This is a genomic window from Citrobacter amalonaticus (assembly GCF_037053465.1).
Classification (GTDB): Bacteria; Pseudomonadota; Gammaproteobacteria; order Enterobacterales; family Enterobacteriaceae; genus Citrobacter_A; species Citrobacter_A amalonaticus_H.
The window spans coordinates 19,240-41,682 of record NZ_JBALIF010000003.1 but is presented as its reverse complement, the minus strand read 5'-3'; the positions used below and the strand labels follow the sequence as shown (position 1 = coordinate 41,682).

Below are 22,443 nucleotides of genomic sequence, written 5' to 3'. Positions count from 1 at the left end.
GCATGCTTGCCACCACCGAACTCTGGATTCGTTATCAGGAGGCGCAGGTACTTAAAGGGTTGACGCTGGATTTTTCTCAGCATGCCGTCACCGGACTGGTGGGCGCCAACGGCTGTGGAAAATCCACCCTGTTTATGAATCTGAGTGGCTTACTGCGACCGCAGCAGGGCGCGGTACTGTGGCAGGGAAAACCACTGGACTACAGCAAACGCGGCTTGCTGGCGCTGCGCCAGCAGGTGGCGACCGTGTTTCAGGATCCCGATCAGCAAATTTTCTACACCGATATCGACAGCGATATCGCCTTCAGCCTGCGCAATCTTGGCGTGGAGGAGGCTGAAATTGCCCGTCGCGTCGACGAAGCGCTAACCCTTGTCGATGCGCACCCTTTCCGCCAGCAGCCGATTCAGTGCTTAAGCCACGGACAGAAGAAACGGGTGGCCATTGCCGGGGCGCTGGTGCTACGGGCGAAATATCTGTTGCTGGATGAACCCACGGCGGGACTGGATCCTTCCGGACGCGCCCAGATGATTGAGATTATCAAACGCATCGTGGCGCAGGGGAATCACGTGGTGATCTCCAGTCACGATATTGATCTGATTTATGAAGTCAGCGATGCGGTCTACGTTTTGCGTCATGGCGAAGTATTGGCGCACGGTGAACCGGGCGAGGTTTTTGCCCGCACGGAACTGATTGAAGAGGCCGGGTTAACGCAACCCTGGCTGGTGAAATTGCACGCACAGTTAGGTATGCCGCTGTGCAAAACAGAAGATGAATTTTTCCGGTGTATGCGACAACGCGCGGTTAAGGAGGCGTCATGACGCAGGCCATTATGTTGCAAGGGACGGCGTCAGACGTCGGTAAAAGCGTGCTGGTGGCGGGATTGTGCCGCATTTTTTATCAGGACGGCCTGCGCACTGCGCCGTTCAAATCGCAGAATATGGCGCTTAATTCCGGTATCACGCCGGATGGCAAAGAGATGGGACGGGCGCAAATTTTCCAGGCCGAGGCCGCGGGTATTGTGCCGGATGTGCGCATGAATCCGGTGTTGTTGAAACCAACCAGCGACAGAAAGGCGCAGGTGGTGCTGATGGGGCAGGTGGCGACCGATATGGATGCCGTCAGCTATCACGAGTACAAACCGCGCCTGCGCGAGCAGATCCTCTCCGTTTACAGCAGTCTGGCGCAGGCGTTTGATGTGCTGGTACTGGAAGGGGCGGGCAGTCCGGCGGAGATCAACCTGCGTGACCGGGACATCGTCAATATGGGGATGGCCGAGATGGCGCAATGCCCGGTGATCCTGGTCGCTGATATCGATCGCGGCGGCGTGTTCGCCTCTATTTACGGCACGCTGGCGCTGCTGCACGAACACGAGCGCGCGCGGGTGAAGGGGGTGATCATCAACAAGTTTCGCGGTGACGTGGCGCTGCTCACTCCCGGTATCGAACAGATTGAAAACCTGACGGGCGTTCCGGTGCTGGGCGTGATGCCCTGGCTGGAAGTGGATCTTGAAGATGAAGACGGCGTGGCGCTTCAGACAGGCAAATACCGCCGTACGGAAAAACGCGATATCACGATTGCCGTGGTACAGATCCCGCATATCTCTAATTTCACCGACTTTAACGCGCTGGCGGCGCAACCCGATGTGCGCGTGCGGTACGTCCGCCATCCACAGGAACTGGCTGATGCTGACCTGGTGATCCTGCCGGGCAGTAAAAATACGCTCGGCGATCTGGTGTGGCTACGTGAAAGCGGGATGGCCCACGCGGTATTGCAGGCGCACCAGCATCACGTCCCGGTGTTTGGCATTTGTGGCGGCTATCAGATGCTGGGAGAAACCATTATCGATGACGTTGAGTCAGGACTCGGCACGCTGCCGGGGCTGGGGCTGCTCGATACGGTAACCCATTTTGCCCGGCACAAAACCACGACGCGGGTGACGGCAAGCATGGCATCGGCGCTGCCGGACTGGCTATCTGCGGCGTCCGGTCTGGCGGTCCGGGGCTATGAAATTCATATGGGCGAAACGGTGCTTAACGGAGATTGCCGGTCGGTAATGCACCTTGAGAAACACGGTGAAAATGTCGCCGATGGCGCGGTAACCGCTGACGGACTGGCGTTTGGCACGTATCTGCATGGCCTGTTTGACAGCGATGACTTTACGCGCGCGCTGGTCAATGGCCTGCGAGTACGTAAGGGGCTGGCTCCCCTGGATTCCACTTTTCATTACGCGCAATATAAATCACAGCAGTTTGATCTGCTGGCGGATGCGATGCGACAACACATCGATATTGAGAAAATTTATACCATCATGCAGCAACACCGGGAGTCCGTATGATGATTCTGGTAACCGGCGGCGCGCGCAGCGGTAAGAGTCGTCATGCTGAAGCCTTAATTGCTGACAATCCGCAGGTGCTGTATATCGCGACATCGCAAATCTTCGATGAGGAGATGGCCGCGCGTATTCAGCATCATCGCGACGGGCGGCCTGCGCACTGGCGTACCGCCGAATGCTGGCAGCATCTTGATGAACTGATCACCGTGGATAATGCGCCGGATGAGGCGATTTTGCTGGAGTGTATTACCACGATGGTCACGAATCTGCTGTTTGCGTTTGGCGGTGACAGTGATCCGGATAGCTGGGACTACGCAGCCCTGGAGAGGGCAATTGAGGCGGAAATCCAGACGCTGATTGCGGCCTGTCAGCGATGCCCGGCAAAGGTGGTGCTGGTGACCAACGAAGTCGGGATGGGGATCGTGCCGGAAAACCGTCTGGCGCGGCACTTTCGGGACATTGCCGGGCGCGTGAACCAGCGACTGGCGGCAGCGGCGGACGAGGTGTGGCTGGTGGTATCAGGCATTGGAGTCAAAATTAAATGAGTAAGTTGTTCTGGGCAATGCTCTCTTTTATTACGCGTTTACCCGTTCCGGTGCGCTGGTCGCAGGGACTGGAGTTTGAGCAGTATTCGCGAGGCATTGTCACTTTTCCGCTGATTGGCCTGCTGCTCGGTGCGCTGAGTGGGCTGGTGTTTATGCTTTTTCAGCTCTGGTGCGGCACCCCGCTGGCGGCGCTTTTTACCGTGTTAGCGCTGGCTCTGATGACCGGCGGTTTTCATCTTGATGGGCTGGCAGACACTTGCGACGGGGTGTTTTCCGCCCGCAGCCGCGAGCGCATGCTGAAGATTATGCGAGACAGCCGACTTGGCACCCACGGTGGTCTGGCGCTGATTTTTGTCCTGCTGGCGAAAGTGCTGGTGATAAGCGAGCTGGCGCTGCGGGGGACGCCAATGCTGGCGGCGCTGGCGGCGGCCTGTGCGGTGGGGCGCGGGACGGCGGTGTTGTTGATGTATCGCCATCGCTACGCCCGTGAGGAGGGGCTGGGCAATGTGTTTATCGGCCATGTCACGGGAACGCAAACCTGTTTTACCCTGGGGCTGGCGGCAATTCTGGCGGCGGTCCTGCTGCCGGGCATGCAGGGGGTAGCGGCGCTGGTCGTGACGATAGTGTCTGTCTTCCTGCTGGGGCAACTGTTAAAACGCACGCTGGGTGGGCAAACCGGCGATACGTTAGGTGCGGCAATAGAACTTGGTGAGCTGATCTTCCTGCTGGCTCTGCTGTGAGTCAGCCAACACAATGAGAACGCATATGCAGACTTTAACCGCTTTACTCCGCGAAATTCCACCGATGGACAGTGGCGCAATGGCACGGGCACAACAGCACATCGATGGTTTACTTAAGCCGCCGGGAAGCCTCGGACGACTGGAAGCACTGGCTGTTCAACTGGCGGGTATGCCTGGCTTAAAGGGCGTACCGCATGTGGATGGAAAAGCGCTGCTGGTGATGTGTGCCGATCACGGCGTCTGGGATGAAGGGGTCGCTGTTTCACCGAAGGTGGTGACCGCGATTCAGGCGGCTAACATGACCCGTGGCACGACCGGCGTCTGCGTGCTGGCGGCGCAGGCGGGCGCGAAGGTTCATGTCATTGATGTGGGGATTGACGCCGATCCGATTCCTGGCGTGGTGAATATGCGCGTGGCGCGAGGCTGCGGGAATATCGCCACCGGTCCGGCGATGAGCCGTAGCCAGGCAGAAGAGCTGCTTCTGGAAGTGATCCGTTATACCCGAGAACTGGCGCAAAGCGGCGTGACGCTGTTTGGCGTGGGGGAGTTGGGCATGGCGAACACCACCCCTGCGGCGGCGATTGTCAGCGTTCTGACGGGCAGTGACGCACAAGAGGTGGTGGGGATTGGCGCTAACCTGCCACTTTCTCGCGTGGGCAATAAGGTTGATGTGGTACGGCGCGCCATTGCGGTTAATCAACCCCATCCGCGTGATGGCGTTGACGTACTGGCGAAAGTCGGGGGGTTTGATCTGGTCGGTATGGCGGGGGTAATGCTGGGCGCTGCATCCTGCGGATTACCGGTGTTGCTGGATGGCTTCCTCTCTTATTCTGCGGCGCTGGCCGCCTGTCAGATAGCCCCGGAAATTAAACCCTATCTGATTCCTTCGCACTTTTCTGCGGAAAAAGGGGCGCGAATTGCCCTGGAACATCTGGCGCTGGATCCGTATCTCAATATGGGTATGCGTCTGGGGGAAGGGAGCGGCGCCGCGCTGGCGATGCCAATCGTTGAAGCCGCCTGCGCGATGTACAGCAACATGGGACAACTGGCGGCCAGTAATATTGTGCTGCCAGACGGCAAAGAGCCAGGCTGATGGCAGAGGAGTGAGGTTAAACAGCGATAAAAACGCTATAATTTGCCTCACATCTGACGCGACTGAGGAAAGGGAAATGTTGCCTCGTTTAAAACTGTTCTGCTCATTATTCATGCTGCTTGCAAGCCAGAGCGCGCTGGCTGTCAGCTATCCACTGCCACCTGAGGGCAGTCGTCTGGTCGGAAATCCGCTAACGATCACCGTTCCCGACAAGAATACGCAACCGCTGGAAGCCTTTGCCGCACAGTACGGGCAAGGGTTGAGTAATATGCTGGAAGCGAACCCGGATGTGGACGTGTTCCTGCCGAAATCGGGAACGACGCTTATCGTGCCGCAACAGATCATTCTGCCTGCCACCGTGCGGGAGGGGATTGTGATCAATGTGGCGGAGATGCGTCTGTATTACTACCCGAAAGAGAGCAATACCGTCGAGATTTTACCGATTGGCATTGGCCAGGCCGGGCGAGAAACGCCGCGCAACTGGGTGACCCGGGTGGAGCGTAAGCAGGAAGCGCCGAGCTGGACGCCGACCGCGAATACCCGTCGTGAATACGCGAAAAGGGGGGAGAGCCTGCCGGCGTTTGTTCCCGCCGGTCCTGATAACCCGATGGGGCTGTATGCCATCTATATCGGCAAGCTGTATGCCATTCATGGCACAAACGCCAACTTTGGTATTGGGTTGCGCGTGAGTCAGGGCTGCATTCGTCTGCGCAACGATGATATCGAATATCTGTTCCAGAATGTGCCGGTGGGGACGCGCGTGCAGATTATCGATCAGCCAGTGAAAACCACGACAGAACCAGACGGTAGCCGCTGGATTGAAGTTCACGAACCGCTGTCGCGCAATCGTGCGGAATATGAGTCGGATAAGCGAGTGCCATTGTCTGTTACGCCGGTGATGCGGAGTTTTATGGGCGGAGAAGGTGTGGATGCGAATCGCGTCAATGAAGCCCTCAACCGCCGCTCCGGAATGCCGGTCAAGATCAGTCATGGGCAGGTCGGAATTTAACGGCACAGAGCCCACAGCAGATCAATAGGTTATACAATCTCTCCAGGCCCGATAAGCTTGCGCCATCGGGCATTACTTTTTAATTCACCGTCAGACGCAGCGCTAAATCCTGCGGGTAAGGATCGAAGTAATTTTGCGTCAGCAGATAGCTGTCCGGGTATTCCGCAAGATAGTGCTTCAGTAGCGTCATAGGGGCCAGTATTGGCAGCATCCCGGCGCGGTAATTCAGGATCACCTCGCGTAACTCGCCGCGCTGGCGGGCATTCAACTGATTACGAAAATAGCCCTGTATGTGCATCAACACGTTAGTATGGTTTTTTCGCGAAGCGGGCTTTTTCAGGATCGCCATCAGTTTTTCACAATACACAGCAAAGAAGGCCTCCAGATCTTCCCACTCGTGCAAAGAAGCCACGAACGGGCCAATGTCCCGGTATCCTGCCTGGTGGTGGGCCAGCAGTTGCAGTTTATGACGACTATGAAAATCCAGTAATGCGCGACGTGTCAGACCATTTTTGTGCAGACAGTGTAGCTCGTGCAACGCGAAGACCCGCTCAACGAAATTTTCGCGCAGTACCGGGTCATGCAAACGACCATCTTCTTCCACAGGCAGTAAGGGATATTTCTCCATCAGCGCGGCGGTAAATAATCCCACTCCGTCTTTGCGCCCACGATTGCCTTTTTCATCATATAAACGTACACGTTCCATGCCACAACTGGGGGACTTTGCACAGACGATAAAGCCAGACAGTTCCCCTGAACCGGTCAGATAACGGCTGCTGAAATCGGCCATTTTTTCGGTCACGTCTTCGTGGGGCGCGTGGCTAAAACGCATGCGAATGTCCCCGGTCGTGGTTAGTACCAGGCGCAGCGCCGGTCGCGGGACGGGCAGGCCAATCGCCATTTCCGGACACACCGGACGAAATGTCACCCACCGGGACAACCTGTCCATCACGAAATCGGCGCGTTTGTGCCCGCCATCAAAGCGAACGGCAGCACCCGTTAAACAGCCACTGATTCCAATTACGGGTTGCGTTTTCATGGCGTTCTCCTCGCTATTGCGTTTTTCGGGAGAAGAAGAGGGTTACCGTGCCGACGGTAAAGCCGAACTTCTTCATCTCGGTTTTATTAAACAGATGGTTACCATCCTGTAGGTACATCCAGTCATCAAAATGCAACAGCCAGGTTCTGCCGCTGGCTTTCACATTCATGCTGTAATGCCAGTTAAACGCGTTTCCTGCCGCAGTTCCCTTCGCCACGCCTTCGATATCGTTGGCTGTGCCTTCATAACGATTGTCGCTGAGCCGACGGATATGCCATACCCGTTGCTGCTTCTCACCGTCGTCATAGAGAAATTGTTCGCTGAGGGTTAATGTATCGCCCACGACAGCGCCGTTTATTTCAACATGGAAGCGACGAAGCTGTTTGCCGCTGCGATCCTGAACCATCCCCCAGGCCTGCGTTGCGCCCTGAAAATACTGAAAAATATCCAGCGATGGCTGCTGCTGGCGATAGTCGGTGACATCGGCGCTACAGCCTGCCAGTTGCATCATGAGTGGCAGGCTCAGCATCACTAAACGTTTCATTTTTCACCTCCGGTAAGCTGCTGGCGTAGCTCTGGATATTGCGTCCGGGAACCGAGCCAGATGGCAAGAAAGTTTGCACTGAACGTTGCCGACTGAAGCGGACCAAGCGGAATAAAGGTTTTTTGCATTGCTGAGGCGCGATACCAGAATTGTCCCTGTTTATCGTTTAGCACGAAAGCCAGTTGGGTGCCGGGTGAAACATCAGGCCACGTCTGCTCCAGCATGTTCAGCCACGACTGGCTTTGTGCTTCGCGCGCCAGGATGCCTTGCGCCTTCCACTGCGCGCGGGTGGCATTGACCAGTTCCAGGCGGTCGATGTTGCGTTGATAGGTGATAATCAGCGCCTGATTTTGCTCAAGCCCGTGATATCGACCATCCGGCGTCAGTAACCGGGAGGTATAGAGCGTGAACGGCCCCCAGGTGAGTGTCGCATTGCCGACGTTACGCCAGCTTAACCAGTCGGCAGCCCCGGCGGGCAGCGCAATGGCGGTTAACCACAACAGCATCAGTAAGGACGATTTCATTGTCGTTTCTCCATGAAAATATGAAAAAACAGCATCAGTACCAGCCATCCCGCCGCCATTAAACCGACGACGATAAATGTCGGCTCCAGAAAGGTGACGGCGCCCAGACGTTTACCGAACACCCAGGCAACCGGTCCGCCGCAGGTTGCCATCAGCACCAGAAGCCATCCCGGCAAGCGGGTCGAACAGGTTAAGTGCGTCCAGAGGGCAGCAAACATCAGCCAGAGCGCAACCATCCATAACGGCAGGAGCGCATTTCCCTGAAAATCGATTAATCCCGTAAGCGCCCATAGCGCATCCAGGCCACTGCCTGCCGCTGCCAGCGCTAACGCAGATATGCGTTGTGCTAACGGCAATAAGAAACAGGCCAGAATAGCCAGCGCCAGCCACAGCGCCAGGCCGCGTTCACGAAATAACACCACCAGAATCCAGTACAGATCGAATCCGATGGCAAAGATAAACATACGCAGGTGGCGGTTCATACTCGCTCTGCCGTGAGTTGCACCACGCTTATCGTGCGGGCGTTAAAACCGGCTTCACAGTAGCCGAAGTAGTAGAGCCACATGCGGCGAAAACGCTCGTCAAAACCCAGTTTTTCAATCTCCTGCCAGGCATGAACAAACCGTTGCCGCCAGTGAGTAAGCGTCCGCGCGTAGTCTGGCCCCAAATCAAAAAGGTTACGCACGACGAAATCGGTGTGCTTTGTCATCAGGACGCTCATCGCGGTGATACTGGGTAAAAAACCGCCCGGAAAGATATAACGCTGAATAAAATCGACGCTTTTGCTGTAATCGCGATAGCGCTGATCCTGAATGGTTATGGCCTGAATCACCATCCGTCCCCCGGGACGCAGTCGCGCCTGGCAGGTCCGGAAGAAATCAGGCAGATAGCGCTGCCCGACGGCTTCAATCATTTCAACTGAGAGCAGTTTGTCGAATTCCCCGGTCAGGTCGCGGTAGTCGCACAGCAGCACCGTTACCTTATCCTGCAAACCTGCGCGGGCAATGCGCGCGGTCGCCCACGTAAACTGTTCTTGAGACAGGGTCGTGGTGGTCACCCGGCATCCGTAATGGCGTGCGGCGTATTCCGCCATTGCCCCCCAGCCGGTACCGATTTCCAGCAGGTGATCAGTGGCCGTCAGCGCAAGCTGTTCGCACAGTCGCGCCATTTTTGCGTGCTGAGCCTGCGACAGCGACAGCTCTGGGGCGGTGAACAGGGCGCTGGAATAGAGCAAATCTTCATCAAGAAAGTGCGCATAAAAGGCGTTGCCGAGATCGTAATGTGCGGCAATGTTGTCTCTTGCCTGACGACGATGATTGCGGCGAGTCCAGTGACGCAGTCGCTCAAGGGGTTTTCCCAGCAAGTGAAACCCGCTTTCCAGCCGACTCAGCAGGCTGCTGTTGAGCGCGAAGAGTTGCAGTAATGGCGTTAACTGCTGTGTTTCCCATAGCCCATCCATCCAGGTTTCCGCCGCCGCCAGGCTTCCGCCAGTCAACACCCGCCAGTACACCGTTGGGCAGACAATGTGCACTTCGGCGCGCAGCTCAGCGGAGACATCGCCAAAATGAAAGGTTTGCGCCCCTTCCTGTACCGTGAGTGAACCCTCGCGGATGCCGCTCAGAACACGGAAAAGAAGCCAGCGCGCAAGACGCAGGTTGCGCGGAATATCGGGTTCAAGCGCAAAGGCGGGATCGGTCATGATCGTTCACTCCTGCTTGCAGGGTGGTTATAGAGAGGCACTCGCTTGAGCCACAGCCGCAGCGCCTGCCAGTAAATGGCACACAGCGTTTTAACGGTCATCAACGGCAGACGTCGCAGCAGTGAGCGCAGGCTGGCCTGTGTCAGCGGTTCGCGTTTAAGCATCAGCGTGGCATCAAAAACTTTAACCGCCTGATGGTTCTCAATGTGCATATGCAGCGTTTTGCCGGGAGGGTTAAACCGCCAGTGATAGACCATGTCCATCGGGTTAAACGGAGACACATGAAAGGATTTCTGCAGCGGGCGCATTTCCTTCGCGTCTACGGCATAGTAGTGACGTTCATTCCACGGCGTATTGCGGACTTCCGCCAGCACCCAGCGCAGACGCAGGGCGCGGTCATAGCAGTAGTAAAAATTGACCGGGTTAAAATGAAAACCGCAATAACGCAGTTGCGTCAGAAGCATCACCCGGCCATCGGGACGATCCCCCGTCAGGCTGGCAAGCCGGTTAAGCGCGTTCTCTTTCAACGGCGTTCCCAGCGGGTAATCCGCATCATAAAAAGCCGCCGCTGAAAAGTGATTGCGTTGAACGCCAACGGCAGGCAACTGTTCCAGTTCATCCAGATCAAGCCATGCCATAAACACCTGGTAGCAAAACTGGTGCAGGGCAGGGTGGAGGCGACGGTGGCGCAATACGCCCCGGTACAGGCAACTGTTCATCTTAGCGCCCCTCTCCGTCGGCAATTCCCTGAACCACATCCAGCGCGCTGCGAACGCCATCTTCATGAAAGCCGTTATACCAGTAGGCACCGCAGAACCAGCTCCGGCGCAGACCGTTAATCTCGCTGCGGCGAGCCTGCGCCCGCCAGCTTTCAGGATTAAACAACGGATGCTCATAGACGAAGCGTCTCCAGACATATCGCTCGTCAACCGGCATATCCGGATTGAGCGTCACGCAGAACAGAGGGCTATTTTCTGGTAATCCCTGAAGAATGTTCATGTTATAGGTGACGCAGGCGCGGGCCTGATCCTGCGCGCTGAGACGATAATTCCAGCTTGCCCACGCGCGTTCACGAACCGGCAGCCAGCGGCGATCGCTGTGTAACACCACTTCATTGCGCTGCCAGCCAATTGCCCCCAGCACGTCGCGCTCCACCGGCGTCGCGTCTGCAAGCATGGCCAGCGCCTGTGAAGAGTGGCAGGCGAAAATCACCTGATCGAAGGTGTGGGTGGATGCCGCCAGCGCGATGTTGACGCCGTTATCGTGGCGAATAACCTGCTGAACAGGGGCATTGAGGCGCAGCGTCAGACGATCGTCTAACCGGGCTAACATGGCGCGGATGTACTCCCGCGATCCTCCCGGCACCACATACCATTGTGGGCGATCCCAGATCTCCAGCAGGCCATGATGTTCGAAGAAGCGCAAGAATAAGGGCAGAGGAAAACGGCGCATCTCCGAAAGTGAAGATGACCAGATTGCCGCGCCCATCGGCAGAATGTAATGGCGGGCAAAAAACGCGCTGAAGTGGTGCTGGTCGAGGAAGGCCTGTAGCGTCGCAGTTGCATCTGCCCCATTTAACGCCTGTTTTGCCAGACGGTTAAAACGGACAATCTCTTTGAGCATGCCCCAGAATGCGGGGTTCATCAGGTTGCGACGCTGCGCGAACAGTGAGGTGAGCGTATGGCCACTGTATTCCAGACCGCTTAGCGGATTATGCACCGAAAAACTCATCTGCGTTTTCTGACCCTGAATACCCAGTTCGCTCAGCAAGCCCATAAAACGCGGATAGGTCCGGTCGTTGTAGACAATAAACCCGGTATCAATGGCGAAATTCCCCTGCGGCGTGGTGACATCTACCGTCGCGGTGTGCCCGCCAGGGGTCGGCTCCGCTTCAAAAAGGGTAACTTGATGATGTCCCGCCAGACGCCATGCGCAGGTCAGTCCGGCAATACCACTGCCAATGATAGCGATATTCATGAGCGCACCATCCTGCGCAGCAGCGCGTGTTGCAGACAATCAGGTAGTCCGGCCAGCAAACGCAGCATCACACCAAAGCCTGTCGGGAAGGCGATATGGTTTTTCCCTTTCGCCAGTCCATGACGGATAGCATTAACCGCTTCTGCCACGCTAACCTGGCCCGGCATTGGAAAGTCGTTTTTCCGGGTGAGGGGGGTATCAACAAATCCCGGCGAAACAACGGTCACGGCAATCCCTTTTGGCTCCCAGTCAAGACGCAGGCAGTTGGCAAACCAGGTGAGTGCGGCTTTTGATGCGCCATAGGCTTCTGCCCTGGGGAAATGGAGCCAGTGCGCCATCGAACTCACCAGTACAACGCGGTTCCCGCTAACCAACTGTGACTGAAGTGCTTCAAGGCAGTTAACGCTGCCTAAAAAATTGGTTGTCATAACCCGTTCAACCCGCGCAGCATCTACCCATCCGTGATCCAGGTATTCGCAGGTTCCCGCACAGAGAATAACCAGGTCAGGATGACAGTCCGCGAGGGCCTGGTGACAGGAGCCCCGGTCGGTCATATCGAACAGCCGTACCGTGATATTGGCATGGTACTGACTCAAACGTTGCAGCCGTTCTGGATCGCGACCACAGGCAATAACATTGCAGCCGTCATCCGCCCATGATTTCGCCAGTCCTTCGCCAATACCGGAACTCGCGCCAGTAATGAGGATCGTCATCATGGGCTAACCCTCCTTTTTACGCTGCGAACGGCCCAGCCTAATAGCGGGAGATGCTCATAAATCATCTCACCCGCGTCGTAGTAATCTCGCTGGCGAAAAATCTTGTCATTATGAGTTTCGACCATTGAGCAGCCCGGCAAAGTGCATATTTCTCCGCCAGCAATACGGGGATGTGACCAGTGCATGGTCCATGTCACGGCAAAACGTTGGGTATCACACAAAGGCGGATCGATGGTAAAGCGACAGGTGTTCACATTTGCCAGCAAGTGCGTGAAATAGCGCTGGATGGCAAACAACCCGTTATGCTCGCCAAAAGGATCAAGAAGGATGGCATCCTCAGCGTAGAGCGTGGCAAGTGATGCCACGGGCTGTTTGTCCAGGCCGCTGTAGTAATCAACAAACCTGTCGATAACGAAGGGATGTGTACGCATAAATCCTACCCTAACAGGAATCACGTTGTGTGATGGCATAATTAAAACTTACACAAAGACTTTAATTTGTCCAAGTTTTGGGTGGATTATTTTTTTAATCTTATAAGATTCAACATGTTATTGGTGATAGCAAAAAGAGGGACGCCGGCCCTGAGAGAGCAGCATGTCAAACCTGACGGTAATGACCGGGAAAGAAATTACAGGGTGATCACGTCGAGGAAACGGACCTGTTGTTGCCAGGCTTCTATCTGTTTTTTGCGCGCGGCGGTGATTTTTCCGGAGGTCACCAGCAGCCATTTACGCTCGGGGAAAATCTCGGGTGCCAGAGTCACGGGCGGCGCAGGAAGCACATTAATGCGATGCCCCTGTCCGGTACGACGAAGCGCTTCAAGCCAGATTTCGCAGGGATCGGTAAGATGCCAGCCGGTAATCAGATAGTTATCGCCAGGCGCACGCTTATCACCTTCCAGGCAAAACGAGGTGTAGGAGATGATAATACCGTCGAGGATTTCGCGCAGTGTCATCATGGCCGGCACGTTGGCTGAGACTTTACTGCGCAAAGGGCGCAACACCTCGCTCACCAGTTCCGGGCGCGGATACTCGCGGCCAGCATCGTAAATGAGCTGGCGTAAAGACTCGATTTTTCCCTCTTTCAGACGTTGCAGCATGTTTTCCTGCAAGGTGAGCCAGTTATTCGTCTGGCGTGCGCCAGTGCGCGACAACAGCGGTTTCACCTGGCTAATTGGCACACCTTTTTTCACCCAGTCGAGAATTTTGAGTGCCTGCTGGACATCATCGTCGTTATACAAACGATGCCCGCCATCTGTGCGCTGCGGCTTGAGCAGACCGTAGCGGCGCTGCCAGGCGCGGAGCGTCGTCGCGTTAATTCCGCACAGTCGTGCAAATTCACCGATGGAGTAGGACATAAACGAAACCTGATGACAAAGAATAACGTTAATATACTACGAACTACGCCGGATGGGATGAAGTGAAGCGGAGAAACAAAAAGCCCGCTAAAAGCGTAATGCCGTTCACTTAAGCAGAGCAGCATGGCGGTTAACCGGATAGCGGTTTTTTGATATCTGAACTTCTTCGGCCTGGATGGTCGGAGCGTTTTGTTATGAACAGCGCTTCCAGACTTCCCCTCAGGTGCCCCGCCTTTGTGACCTCACACCGTATCAGGTTACTGGCCAGTAACATGTCCCGCCCTCCTGTTCCAGCAACTTAGCCTTACGGCTTCTCAGTACCGGAGCATTGTTCAGAGGCTACTTTTCAGGTTTCTGAATCCCACTTTAATTCACCGACGGTCCTTCTAACACGCTGATTTTAAAATCGTCATAAACACGAAGTACACTGAATCCGCCTGCGTCGACAAGCCAGAGCACGCGTTTGTATGGAGACGGTGAGAAATAAAACCTGCGGGGCGGAAAAGAGCAGGGGGCAGCAAACGGTTTCAGGGCACTGAACAGGCGGTTGATGGATTCTGTGAGCGCTGTATTTCCTTATGCAATAGTTACCGCTGTTCGACCGCGAAGCGTAAAGGTTGTTGTTTACTAAAAGATATTGATTCAGTAATTTAACAGTCTAACCTTATGAGTTTTAACATAATAACCCGGCTGTAAGTAGTGCCATAACTGAAAAGTAAACGATAAAAATTAAGGAGCGTACATGAATCAACAATGGGCATTGCCATGAGCTTTTTGTCTCACGCAGATAATGTGTCCATTAATTTTACCGGTGCCATTAAGGCGGCGGCCTGTGATATCAGCAGCGGTGCAAACCAGACGGTGCCACTGGGGGATGTGAGTACCACCAACTTTGGCAACCCCGGTGATGTGTCTCAGGCAACCTCATTCTCCATTGTGCTCGATTGTCCTGCCGGCGGGCCGGATAAAGCCACGGTCACTTTCAGCGGTACCGCGGCGTCAGATCCAACGCTGCTGGCGCTGGATGCCGGTACGGGGGTGGCAACCGGTGTGGCTGTGCGCATCAATGAAGATGACGGCACGACACAGGTAAAACTGAATACGCCTTCAGCGACCACCACGCTTGCGACCGGAGCAAATACGCTGAAGTTTACGGCGCAGTATCAGGCTCTGGTTGATCGGCCACAGATAACGGCAGGTGTGGCAAATGCCACTGCACAGTTCACTATTAACTATCCGTAATCGGGAGGCATGCGTTCTTTACCAGCGACTGGATTTCATCTGGTAAAGAGCGAATGCCATCGTGTTGTGGTGAGATGTTTCTGTCGGGCGACTTTCTCAGAAAGCCTTAGAACTCCACCTTATCATACTAGTTAGCGACGATCAGGCTGGACGACGGTCCGTTATTTAATATCCATGCGGAAAATAAAATTAAGCGTCAATTAATCATTCTGGATGAGTTAACATATTACAGCCGTTTTGTCATATATCTCCCTGATTACAGTCATATTATTATTGACTTGTTATATTTGCGGGCAAGGGATTTGCAGCAGTATTTTTATTTCGTGAAATGTTATTTTTGTATCCATCTGCCGGACGGCTGTGAATGTAGGGATACCCGTCTGATACAGGGAAGACCTGGCAGTGGCGGGCACCATTTGTTCAACGAACCGTGAGGCTCCCGATTAAGCCCCCAAAAATCTACAGATGTCAAAAAACCCGGCAAACATTGCCTGATGGGGAACTCATGTGGAGTCGGTTGATTATTATCTGATGAACAAAGCCCGAGAAGAACTGAACTTTGCAACTGGTTAAAGCGATAGAATTGTCAGATTCCCGGTGATGTCGTACGCACTTATTACTATCTATCGGCTGAAACAATCACAGGAACGGCCTCGTGTCTCACCACAATTGAGATTACAGTCCTGGCAAGGACGAAGCCTAATTTTCTCGTAAAGATCTTCTGTACTTACGGAATAATACCAGCCAGTCAGGTTGCAGCCAGTGGGCAAATCTCTCTTTTTTGCTCTGTTCGGATTCAAATATAGCCCGTGACTCATCGAATAATATGCTTTTATATTCATGCAGTGTTTACTCAGCACTTTCATTATCATTACCACTAAGAAGGTCATGTTTTATATGAACGATAAAATTAGCGAAAGTGAAATTGTACCCTATTTTTCGGAAGGTGCAGATTCCACTGGGGCATTTCAATACTCCCAATTTTACCAGCGCACGCCTGTGGAAGATGAAATGTTTTCAGTAGAACGACTATCCTCTTCAGTGGAGGTCAGCTATTTCAATCTTGGTGTTGGCTGGAGTGACTCAGAAATTCTTCAGAATACCACTCTCGGATTTGACTATACCGCCTATGATTCAGATTTTCTGATCCCGGCAGGTCAGACGCTGAATTTTTACGTTATGACTGATGCCTCAACCAGTGGAGACTTTTCTCTCAGTTTTTATCCGGCAACGGAAAAATCTACGGATATCTCCCTCCCGGCCGGATCGGGAGAACGTAAATTGCTGACCACGTTAATCGCTGAAACCTACGAATCTTTTACATTATCCATGCTGAAGTCATCAGAATACCCTGTAACCGTGGAACTTGAAGATACCACGGGTAACATCATCGGGCAATTCCAGTTCGAATCAGCGAACAATCAATATTTAGCCGAGAATTGTACATGGAAAGGGTATAATCTTGATTTTACAATGGAGCCAGGAGAGTCCTTTAATTTTTATGCAATCAACAGCACTATTTCAGGAAATCCTGTTCAGGTGAGTTTTTATCTCCAGACATGGGAAGTCCAGAGCGATACTGTCGGATTTGTTCTTCCCGCCGATACCTCATCACATATTATCTACACCCGAACTTCGCCAACCCGTGAATATATGGCTGTCGCTTATATTGAAGAGAGCACTGCAGTGCCTGTAACTCTCGAAATTAATAATGGGAGTCAGAGTATTCAGCATACCTTCACATTTTCCGGTGAGCGGTGGTACCCTGATAATTTTTTACTGACAGAGTTTGGACAGCAAAGCACATTTGCATTAGTTAACAACACCATCCCTCTGGTAGACATTACCGGTAAATTTATGTTCAATTTCCAGGAGATGTAAATTTCATTTAGACATACAAGCAGTGAGCAGCTCCGCATGCTCTCAAAAACATGCAATAAAGCTCCAGAGAGTATAAACAGCATACTCCTGATATATTAATTTCTAGTGCAATTTAATATTTTACATATACTAAATGTTTAAATATTTAGTGATATATCGAAAGGAATAAAATTATGTTGAGTAATATAAAAGTATTGGGTCACAGAACGCAGAGTGTTGATTGTGTAATGCCTAACTCAGGGCTGAGTCGGCTTGTTGCAGTTGAGGCTGATTCGCTAAATTCGATAGAGGTGACATGGCGCTATGAAGGAGATACTGAATCTAAAATCGCCAGTACGTTTATTGATACGAAACCATCGAAACTTCTGATTGTATCTACTTCCAGTGGCGAACAGACGATTATTAATCGACGTAACTTTACTTCCGGCTGTTCTGGTTCTTATGGTATGAGCGCGATGGTCGCATTGAAGAATGATATGTCATTGTCCCCGTGGGGAGATGCATATACAAATGGAGCATATCCGCAAATCCCTCAGGAAGATAATCATACCGTTATCACATTGACCGGGGGGACTGACTGCTTCTCTGCTATTCGCCAGGATGGTTCAATCTTTTCATGGGGAGAATCACACTATGGTGGCGTTCTCCCGACTGAGTTGACAGCCAGAACTGATATTGAAGATGTGCATTATTATGCTGACGGGATAGTGCTGGCAAAAAATGTGCCTCATCTTGTATTATGGCCTGGCAATATCTCTCTGCCGCCAGATTATATTGCTAATATGGATAATATCATTGATGTCAGAATCAATGGTAATGATGGCTGTGTATTAACCTCAGATGGGAAAGTCCATGCATGGGGCAATAGCTTCATTAGTTCTATTCCACTTGATATTGCTCAGCTCAGTGATATTGTCAGTATTCATGTTAATGATGCTGCCTGCGTTGCGCTAAGGGCTACAGGGGAGCTGGTAGGATGGGGGTATGAGGCCTGCGGTGGTGTTATTCCTGATAGTGTAAAATCGCTGACTGATATTGAAAAAATTATTTGTGGTAATGAATCCTTTTGTGTTCTGCGCGCTTCCGGGGCTGTTATATCCTGGGGGACTGCAACAGATGGCGGTTTTACCCCGGAAAACATCCTGGCGCGTTCCGATATCAGCGATGTGATTTATACCTCCGGCGTTAATCAGCCACCTTTCAGCATGAACTCGGCATTTGTTGCAATTTGCAATGATGGTTCATTGTGCGCATGGGGGGGATTGCAGGAGGTGGTTAATGTACCGGTAGTGACCGATGTCATATCTCTTTCCTCCTGCCTCTCTAACTGTTGTGCACTCAAAAAAGATGGTTCAGTGATTTCATGGGGCCAGGAGATAGATCAAACTCCTGTAGATGAATTATTGCATAACGTCTGTGCGGTTTATGCGGGTTCGAAATCTTTTATCGCCCTGAGAGAAGACAATACTATTGTTGTCTGGGGTGATCCGCGTGAAGGTGGGGATATGACAGCAATTCCTGCAGACATTCAGGGCAATGTTTCATATTACTATTCTTGATCGTTACATATGTTCATGAATGGTGACCGCCTATAGTATGCATCGGGAGCGGTAATAGCATTTGGGCAGATCGCTGAATAACGTTGGTAGAATTGGAAGTGGAATGACCACGCTCAGGTAGACAGTGTCGCCGAGTTTGAAGGGTTTGTCTGCGGGTCTGAGCTTGCGGATAGCAGTATCAGTGAGTGCCATAGCGGGGGGCTCCATTCGTTCAACGAACCGTGAGGCCCCCGATTAAACCCCAAAAACTACAGATGTCAAAAAACCCGGTAATCCTTATCAGGATAACCGGGTCAATCTAACCGCTTGTTTTTATAACGCATTAAGACTCACTGAGATGTCTTAATACTAAAATCTGGCTCCTCTGACTGGACTCGAACCAGTGACATACGGATTAACAGTCCGCCGTTCTACCGACTGAACTACAGAGGAATCGTTGTGGAGGGTTATCTTAGCGGCGAAAAATCTTTTGTCAAACCCCAATTCCATCATTCGTATTCAATCAACTGGCGCTTCTGCCAACGATTTGTTGCAACTGTAGACATTTTAATCGCAAAAAGCTTTGCAGCTTTTCCGATTCTCCCTCATCATTTGAAATGAAGTTTCAACTTTCTTCCTAAGGTCCATTTTGAACGTCTCCGCTGCTTTACGCCAGGCTGTCGCTCGCACCCCCTGGTATGCCAAACGCAAGAGCTACAAAGTGCTTTTCTGGCGAGAGATTACCCCGCTTGCTGTGCCCATTTTTCTGGAAAATACCTGTGTTCTGCTGATGGGCGTACTCAGTACGTTTTTGGTCAGTTGGTTGGGTAAAGAGGCGATGGCGGGTGTGGGTCTGGCCGACAGTTTTAATATGGTCATCATGGCATTTTTTGCCGCGATCGATCTTGGTACGACGGTCGTAGTGGCTTTTAGTCTCGGTAAGCGCGATCGAAAGCGGGCCCGCGCGGCAGCCAGACAATCTCTGGTGATCATGACGCTGTTCGCCGTGATTCTGGCGGCAGTGATTCATTATTTCGGCGCGCAGATTATCAATGTGGTGGCCGGTGAAGCGACACCAGACGTGAAGGCTCTTGCGCTGACTTATCTTGAGTTAACGGTGATCAGCTATCCAGCGGCGGCGATAGCCCTGATTGGTAGCGGCGCGTTTCGCGGTGCGGGAAACACAAAAATTCCGCTGCTGATTAATGGCGGGATGAACATCCTCAATATCCTTATCAGCAGCATCCTGATTTACGGGATTTTTTCCTGGCAGGGGCTGGGGTTCATGGGCGCAGGCCTGGGGTTAACTATCTCACGCTATATTGGCGCCGTGGCCATCATCTGGGTGCTGATGATTGGCTTTAATCCGGCGCTGCGGATAACGCTGAAGAGCTATTTTAAGCCGCTTAACTTTGCCATCATCTGGGAAGTGATGGGGATCGGTATTCCGGCCAGTATAGAATCGGTCCTGTTCAACGGCGGTAAGCTGTTAACGCAGATGTTTGTTGCCGGTATGGGAACCAGCGTGATTGCCGGGAATTTTATCGCCTTTTCAATTGCCGCGCTGATTAACCTGCCGGGCAACGCCCTGGGGTCGGCATCAACCATTATTACCGGGCGACGGCTGGGTAACGGACAAATTGCCCAGGCGGAAATTCAACTTCGCCACGTATTTTGGCTTTCTACTATTGGCCTTACGGCAATTGCCTGGCTAAGTGCGCCGTTTGCCGGGCTGATGGCATCGTTCTATACCCACGATCAGGAAGTAAAAAACGTGGTTGTTATCCTGATTTGGCTCAACGCGGCATTTATGCCTATATGGGCGGCATCGTGGGTTTTGCCCTCTGGATTTAAAGGCGCGCGCGATGCCCGTTATGCGATGTGGGTATCAATGTTGGGAATGTGGGGCTGTCGCGTGGTTGCCGGTTACATACTGGGCATTGAGCTTGGCTGGGGAGTGGTGGGGGTCTGGATGGGGATGTTCTTCGACTGGGCGGTGCGTGCAGCACTGTTTTACTGGCGGATGGTCAGTGGTCGATGGCTGTGGAAATACCCGCGCCCGGAATACGAAAAGGTGACAAAATCACCCGTTGCGTCCGAATAAACGACGAAATGAAGAATATTTCGGCAAACAGACAGGATTGCGCATTCTGGCTTTGACAATGACCGTGGGCATCGCTAATATGCGCCCCGTTCACACGATTCCTCTGTAGTTCAGTCGGTAGAACGGCGGACTGTTAATCCGTATGTCACTGGTTCGAGTCCAGTCAGAGGAGCCAGATTTTAGTATTAAGACATCTCAGTGAGTCTTAATACGTTATAGAAACAAGTAGTTAGATTGACCCGGTTGTCCTGGTAAGGATTGCCGGGTTTCTTGACATCTGTAGTTTTTGGGGGCTTAATCGGGGGCCTCACGGTTCGTTGAACGAATGGAGCCCCCGCTATGGCACTCACTGATACCGCTATCCGCAAGCTCAGACCCACAGACAAACCCTTCAAACTTGGCGACAGTTCTGGACTGTACCTGCTGATCAAACCTAATGGCTCAAAACTCTGGTACATGAAGTACCGCATTGACGGGAAAGAGAAGAAGCTGGCCTTTGGCCCCTACCCGGATGTTTCCCTGCTTACGGCACGCCAGCTCCGCGATGCGGCACGCAGTAAAATGCGTGCGGGGGTCGACCCCGCCGTTGACAAAAAAATCGCGCAACAGAAAAAGAAAAACGGACAGACATTCCGCCAGATCGCCATGAACTGGCATGCCGATCACCGGCGCTGGTCTGAACACTATGCGACGACCATCCGGCGCAGGCTGGAAATGTATGTTTTCCCGGATATCGGGGACAGATACATCGATCAAATCGTCACGGAAGATCTGCTGTTTACTCTGCGTAAGGTGGAGAACAAAGGCTTTCTGGAGATCACTACACGGTTGAAAAATTACGTTACCGAGATCATGCGTTATGCGGTGAAAAAGCAGTTAATCAGGTCAAACCCGGCGCTGGATCTGGACGGTGAATTTACGCCGCCGGAAACACAGCATTACCCGGCCCTGCCGCTTGAGAAACTACCAGAATTATTATCCCGGACGGATAACTACTGCGGCAGGCTGCTGACGAAATATGCCATTAAGCTGTCGCTGCTGTTTTTTGTGCGCTCCAGCGAACTGCGTTTTGCCCGCTGGAGTGAAATCGACTGGCAGCAAAAGCTGTGGGTGATCCCGGAGGAACGCGAACAGATCGAAAACGTGCGCTTCTCTTACCGGGGTTCGAAAATGAAAATTCAGCACATTGTGCCGATGTCGGACCAGGCGATTGCGATACTGAAACAGATCGAGGCCCTATCCGGGCATCTGGCATTTATCTTCCCCGGCGAATACGACCAGGATAAGTGCATGAGCGATAACACCGTGAATAAGGCGCTACGCGTGATGGGCTACGATACCAAAAAAGAGATCTGCGGCCACGGTTTCCGGGCGATGGCGTGCAGTGCACTGAGTGAGTCGGGATTGTGGAGTAAAGAAGCCATTGAAAAACAGATGAGCCATCAGGAAAGGAACAGCGTGCGTGCCGCCTATATTCATAAAGCTGAATATCTGGAGGAGCGGATCAGTATGATGCAGTGGTGGGCTGATTATCTGCATGCAAATACCGAGCAGTATGTGTCGCCTTACCAGTATGCAGGAAATCTGAAGGGAGTCTCATAACAGGGAGATTTCTGGGTTCCGTCGTTCTTTGCCCCTTACTGAGGCAAAGAAGCCATTCACGATCTGCCCACGAATTGTCCGGGATTCAGTTCCGGAACGCAGCTGAACCCTGTCTTTTTTTAAGTTCATATTATGAACAAAATTGCGCATTGAATCTGAAGGAGCAATGGTCACCTTGTCAGTAGGTCAGCATAATGAGAAAAGCATCCTGATTAAATTACAGTTTATTTTGCTGTGATACCAATATTACGCACTCAGGAACTCCATGAGTGTTGAAGATCCGCATTATATCGGGTTAAACCAGCCGAAGCTGTTATTCAATAAATATTTATAAATATTAATTTACCCCATCATGAATTTGTTTGCTTTTTGTTTCAAAACATTCTTTAAAAATCATTAAAGCGTGACTGGTCGCACTGTCTGCACATTCTAGTTAAACCAGAATAAAATAACAAAAGTGAGCCATCAAGTCAGCGAAAAATCTGGCTTTACTGTCATGCA

Annotated in this window: 21 protein-coding genes and 2 tRNA genes; 12 read left to right on the top strand and 11 right to left on the bottom strand. The window is 52.5% G+C overall.

The features are described from left to right. The first annotated feature begins 2 nt into the window (after positions 1-2). From WB371_RS05735 to ldtA, 6 genes are all read left to right on the top strand, one after another. Positions 3-818 carry an energy-coupling factor ABC transporter ATP-binding protein gene (locus WB371_RS05735; protein WP_336219140.1) on the top strand — a complete coding sequence of 272 codons (816 nt, stop codon included), beginning with the start codon at positions 3-5 and terminating at the stop codon, positions 816-818. Next, entirely contained in the window at positions 815-2,335 is a 1,521-nt protein-coding gene (locus WB371_RS05730; protein ID WP_336219139.1) for a cobyric acid synthase, read from the top strand. Before WB371_RS05735 ends, WB371_RS05730 begins: the two co-directional genes overlap by 4 nt. Beyond that, the gene (gene cobU, locus WB371_RS05725; RefSeq protein ID WP_336219138.1) at positions 2,332-2,877 is read left to right on the top strand and encodes a bifunctional adenosylcobinamide kinase/adenosylcobinamide-phosphate guanylyltransferase; all 546 of its coding nucleotides are present in this window, start codon (positions 2,332-2,334) and stop codon (positions 2,875-2,877) included. Before WB371_RS05730 ends, cobU begins: the two co-directional genes overlap by 4 nt. Then, a complete protein-coding gene (gene cobS, locus WB371_RS05720) occupies positions 2,874-3,617 on the top strand; it encodes an adenosylcobinamide-GDP ribazoletransferase (protein WP_336219137.1) in 744 nt (247 codons plus the stop codon). Before cobU ends, cobS begins: the two co-directional genes overlap by 4 nt. 25 nt (positions 3,618-3,642) lie before the next feature. After that, on the top strand, positions 3,643-4,710 hold the full coding sequence (gene cobT, locus WB371_RS05715) for a nicotinate-nucleotide--dimethylbenzimidazole phosphoribosyltransferase (protein WP_336219136.1): 1,068 nt from the start codon (positions 3,643-3,645) through the stop codon (positions 4,708-4,710). A gap of 76 nt (positions 4,711-4,786) precedes the next feature. Then, positions 4,787-5,719 (top strand): L,D-transpeptidase, encoded by a 933-nt coding sequence (gene ldtA / locus WB371_RS05710; RefSeq protein WP_336219135.1) that lies wholly within the window; start codon positions 4,787-4,789, stop codon positions 5,717-5,719. Positions 5,720-5,798: 79 nt separating this feature from the next. On the opposite strand, the gene WB371_RS05705 is transcribed toward ldtA, so the two are convergent. From WB371_RS05705 to WB371_RS05660, 10 genes are all read right to left on the bottom strand, one after another. Continuing rightward, entirely contained in the window at positions 5,799-6,758 is a 960-nt protein-coding gene (locus WB371_RS05705) for a DUF523 and DUF1722 domain-containing protein (RefSeq protein WP_336219134.1), read from the bottom strand. A gap of 13 nt (positions 6,759-6,771) precedes the next feature. Beyond that, the gene (locus WB371_RS05700; protein ID WP_336219133.1) at positions 6,772-7,302 is read right to left on the bottom strand and encodes a DUF3833 domain-containing protein; all 531 of its coding nucleotides are present in this window, start codon (positions 7,300-7,302) and stop codon (positions 6,772-6,774) included. After that, positions 7,299-7,826, bottom strand: coding sequence for a hypothetical protein (locus WB371_RS05695; protein ID WP_336219132.1), 528 nt, complete (start codon positions 7,824-7,826; stop codon positions 7,299-7,301). The genes WB371_RS05700 and WB371_RS05695 overlap by 4 nt, the downstream gene beginning before the upstream one ends. Next, entirely contained in the window at positions 7,823-8,308 is a 486-nt protein-coding gene (locus tag WB371_RS05690) for a DUF2878 domain-containing protein (RefSeq protein ID WP_336219131.1), read from the bottom strand. Before WB371_RS05690 ends, WB371_RS05695 begins: the two co-directional genes overlap by 4 nt. After that, positions 8,305-9,525 (bottom strand): cyclopropane-fatty-acyl-phospholipid synthase family protein, encoded by a 1,221-nt coding sequence (locus WB371_RS05685; protein WP_336219130.1) that lies wholly within the window; start codon positions 9,523-9,525, stop codon positions 8,305-8,307. The genes WB371_RS05690 and WB371_RS05685 overlap by 4 nt, the downstream gene beginning before the upstream one ends. Beyond that, positions 9,522-10,244, bottom strand: coding sequence for a DUF1365 domain-containing protein (locus tag WB371_RS05680; RefSeq protein WP_336219129.1), 723 nt, complete (start codon positions 10,242-10,244; stop codon positions 9,522-9,524). Before WB371_RS05680 ends, WB371_RS05685 begins: the two co-directional genes overlap by 4 nt. A 1-nt stretch (position 10,245) precedes the next feature. Next, the gene (locus tag WB371_RS05675) at positions 10,246-11,502 is read right to left on the bottom strand and encodes an NAD(P)/FAD-dependent oxidoreductase (protein ID WP_336219128.1); all 1,257 of its coding nucleotides are present in this window, start codon (positions 11,500-11,502) and stop codon (positions 10,246-10,248) included. Further along, the gene (locus tag WB371_RS05670; RefSeq protein WP_336219127.1) at positions 11,499-12,218 is read right to left on the bottom strand and encodes an SDR family NAD(P)-dependent oxidoreductase; all 720 of its coding nucleotides are present in this window, start codon (positions 12,216-12,218) and stop codon (positions 11,499-11,501) included. The genes WB371_RS05675 and WB371_RS05670 overlap by 4 nt, the downstream gene beginning before the upstream one ends. Continuing rightward, positions 12,215-12,649 carry a nuclear transport factor 2 family protein gene (locus WB371_RS05665; RefSeq protein WP_336219126.1) on the bottom strand — a complete coding sequence of 145 codons (435 nt, stop codon included), beginning with the start codon at positions 12,647-12,649 and terminating at the stop codon, positions 12,215-12,217. The genes WB371_RS05670 and WB371_RS05665 overlap by 4 nt, the downstream gene beginning before the upstream one ends. A gap of 197 nt (positions 12,650-12,846) precedes the next feature. Further along, positions 12,847-13,575, bottom strand: coding sequence for a MerR family transcriptional regulator (locus WB371_RS05660; protein WP_336219125.1), 729 nt, complete (start codon positions 13,573-13,575; stop codon positions 12,847-12,849). Between the two features lie 765 nt (positions 13,576-14,340). On the opposite strand from WB371_RS05660, the gene WB371_RS05655 reads away from it, so the two are divergent. The 3 genes from WB371_RS05655 (at position 14,341) to WB371_RS05645 (ending at position 18,257) form a co-directional block, all read left to right on the top strand. Beyond that, entirely contained in the window at positions 14,341-14,817 is a 477-nt protein-coding gene (locus WB371_RS05655) for a fimbrial protein (protein WP_336219124.1), read from the top strand. Between the two features lie 897 nt (positions 14,818-15,714). Continuing rightward, entirely contained in the window at positions 15,715-16,698 is a 984-nt protein-coding gene (locus WB371_RS05650) for a hypothetical protein (protein ID WP_336219123.1), read from the top strand. A gap of 173 nt (positions 16,699-16,871) precedes the next feature. Beyond that, a complete protein-coding gene (locus tag WB371_RS05645; protein WP_336219122.1) occupies positions 16,872-18,257 on the top strand; it encodes a hypothetical protein in 1,386 nt (461 codons plus the stop codon). 356 nt (positions 18,258-18,613) lie between these two features. Here the strand turns inward: WB371_RS05645 and WB371_RS05640 are convergent. Then, positions 18,614-18,689 (bottom strand) — tRNA-Asn (locus tag WB371_RS05640). 196 nt (positions 18,690-18,885) lie between these two features. Here WB371_RS05640 and WB371_RS05635 point away from each other — a divergent pair. The 3 genes from WB371_RS05635 to WB371_RS05625 all read left to right on the top strand — a co-directional run bounded on the left by WB371_RS05635 (position 18,886) and on the right by WB371_RS05625 (position 21,942). Continuing rightward, the gene (locus WB371_RS05635) at positions 18,886-20,340 is read left to right on the top strand and encodes an EmmdR/YeeO family multidrug/toxin efflux MATE transporter (protein WP_336219121.1); all 1,455 of its coding nucleotides are present in this window, start codon (positions 18,886-18,888) and stop codon (positions 20,338-20,340) included. Positions 20,341-20,439: 99 nt separating this feature from the next. Next, a tRNA-Asn gene (locus WB371_RS05630) sits at positions 20,440-20,515 on the top strand. Positions 20,516-20,679: 164 nt separating this feature from the next. Then, positions 20,680-21,942, top strand: coding sequence for a tyrosine-type recombinase/integrase (locus WB371_RS05625; RefSeq protein ID WP_336219120.1), 1,263 nt, complete (start codon positions 20,680-20,682; stop codon positions 21,940-21,942). Positions 21,943-22,443: the final 501 nt, after the last annotated feature.

What these genes read in the sequence shown, in the direction of transcription:
- WB371_RS05735 (WP_336219140.1), top strand. Translation starts at nt 3, where the DNA reads ATGCTTGCCACCACCGAACTCTGGATTCGTTATCAGGAGGCGCAGGTA.
- WB371_RS05730 (WP_336219139.1), top strand. Translation starts at nt 815, where the DNA reads ATGACGCAGGCCATTATGTTGCAAGGGACGGCGTCAGACGTCGGTAAA.
- cobU (WP_336219138.1), top strand. Translation starts at nt 2,332, where the DNA reads ATGATGATTCTGGTAACCGGCGGCGCGCGCAGCGGTAAGAGTCGTCAT.
- cobS (WP_336219137.1), top strand. Translation starts at nt 2,874, where the DNA reads ATGAGTAAGTTGTTCTGGGCAATGCTCTCTTTTATTACGCGTTTACCC.
- cobT (WP_336219136.1), top strand. Translation starts at nt 3,643, where the DNA reads ATGCAGACTTTAACCGCTTTACTCCGCGAAATTCCACCGATGGACAGT.
- ldtA (WP_336219135.1), top strand. Translation starts at nt 4,787, where the DNA reads ATGTTGCCTCGTTTAAAACTGTTCTGCTCATTATTCATGCTGCTTGCA.
- WB371_RS05705 (WP_336219134.1), bottom strand. Translation starts at nt 6,758, where the DNA reads ATGAAAACGCAACCCGTAATTGGAATCAGTGGCTGTTTAACGGGTGCT.
- WB371_RS05700 (WP_336219133.1), bottom strand. Translation starts at nt 7,302, where the DNA reads ATGAAACGTTTAGTGATGCTGAGCCTGCCACTCATGATGCAACTGGCA.
- WB371_RS05695 (WP_336219132.1), bottom strand. Translation starts at nt 7,826, where the DNA reads ATGAAATCGTCCTTACTGATGCTGTTGTGGTTAACCGCCATTGCGCTG.
- WB371_RS05690 (WP_336219131.1), bottom strand. Translation starts at nt 8,308, where the DNA reads ATGAACCGCCACCTGCGTATGTTTATCTTTGCCATCGGATTCGATCTG.
- WB371_RS05685 (WP_336219130.1), bottom strand. Translation starts at nt 9,525, where the DNA reads ATGACCGATCCCGCCTTTGCGCTTGAACCCGATATTCCGCGCAACCTG.
- WB371_RS05680 (WP_336219129.1), bottom strand. Translation starts at nt 10,244, where the DNA reads ATGAACAGTTGCCTGTACCGGGGCGTATTGCGCCACCGTCGCCTCCAC.
- WB371_RS05675 (WP_336219128.1), bottom strand. Translation starts at nt 11,502, where the DNA reads ATGAATATCGCTATCATTGGCAGTGGTATTGCCGGACTGACCTGCGCA.
- WB371_RS05670 (WP_336219127.1), bottom strand. Translation starts at nt 12,218, where the DNA reads ATGATGACGATCCTCATTACTGGCGCGAGTTCCGGTATTGGCGAAGGA.
- WB371_RS05665 (WP_336219126.1), bottom strand. Translation starts at nt 12,649, where the DNA reads ATGCGTACACATCCCTTCGTTATCGACAGGTTTGTTGATTACTACAGC.
- WB371_RS05660 (WP_336219125.1), bottom strand. Translation starts at nt 13,575, where the DNA reads ATGTCCTACTCCATCGGTGAATTTGCACGACTGTGCGGAATTAACGCG.
- WB371_RS05655 (WP_336219124.1), top strand. Translation starts at nt 14,341, where the DNA reads ATGAGCTTTTTGTCTCACGCAGATAATGTGTCCATTAATTTTACCGGT.
- WB371_RS05650 (WP_336219123.1), top strand. Translation starts at nt 15,715, where the DNA reads ATGAACGATAAAATTAGCGAAAGTGAAATTGTACCCTATTTTTCGGAA.
- WB371_RS05645 (WP_336219122.1), top strand. Translation starts at nt 16,872, where the DNA reads ATGTTGAGTAATATAAAAGTATTGGGTCACAGAACGCAGAGTGTTGAT.
- WB371_RS05625 (WP_336219120.1), top strand. Translation starts at nt 20,680, where the DNA reads ATGGCACTCACTGATACCGCTATCCGCAAGCTCAGACCCACAGACAAA.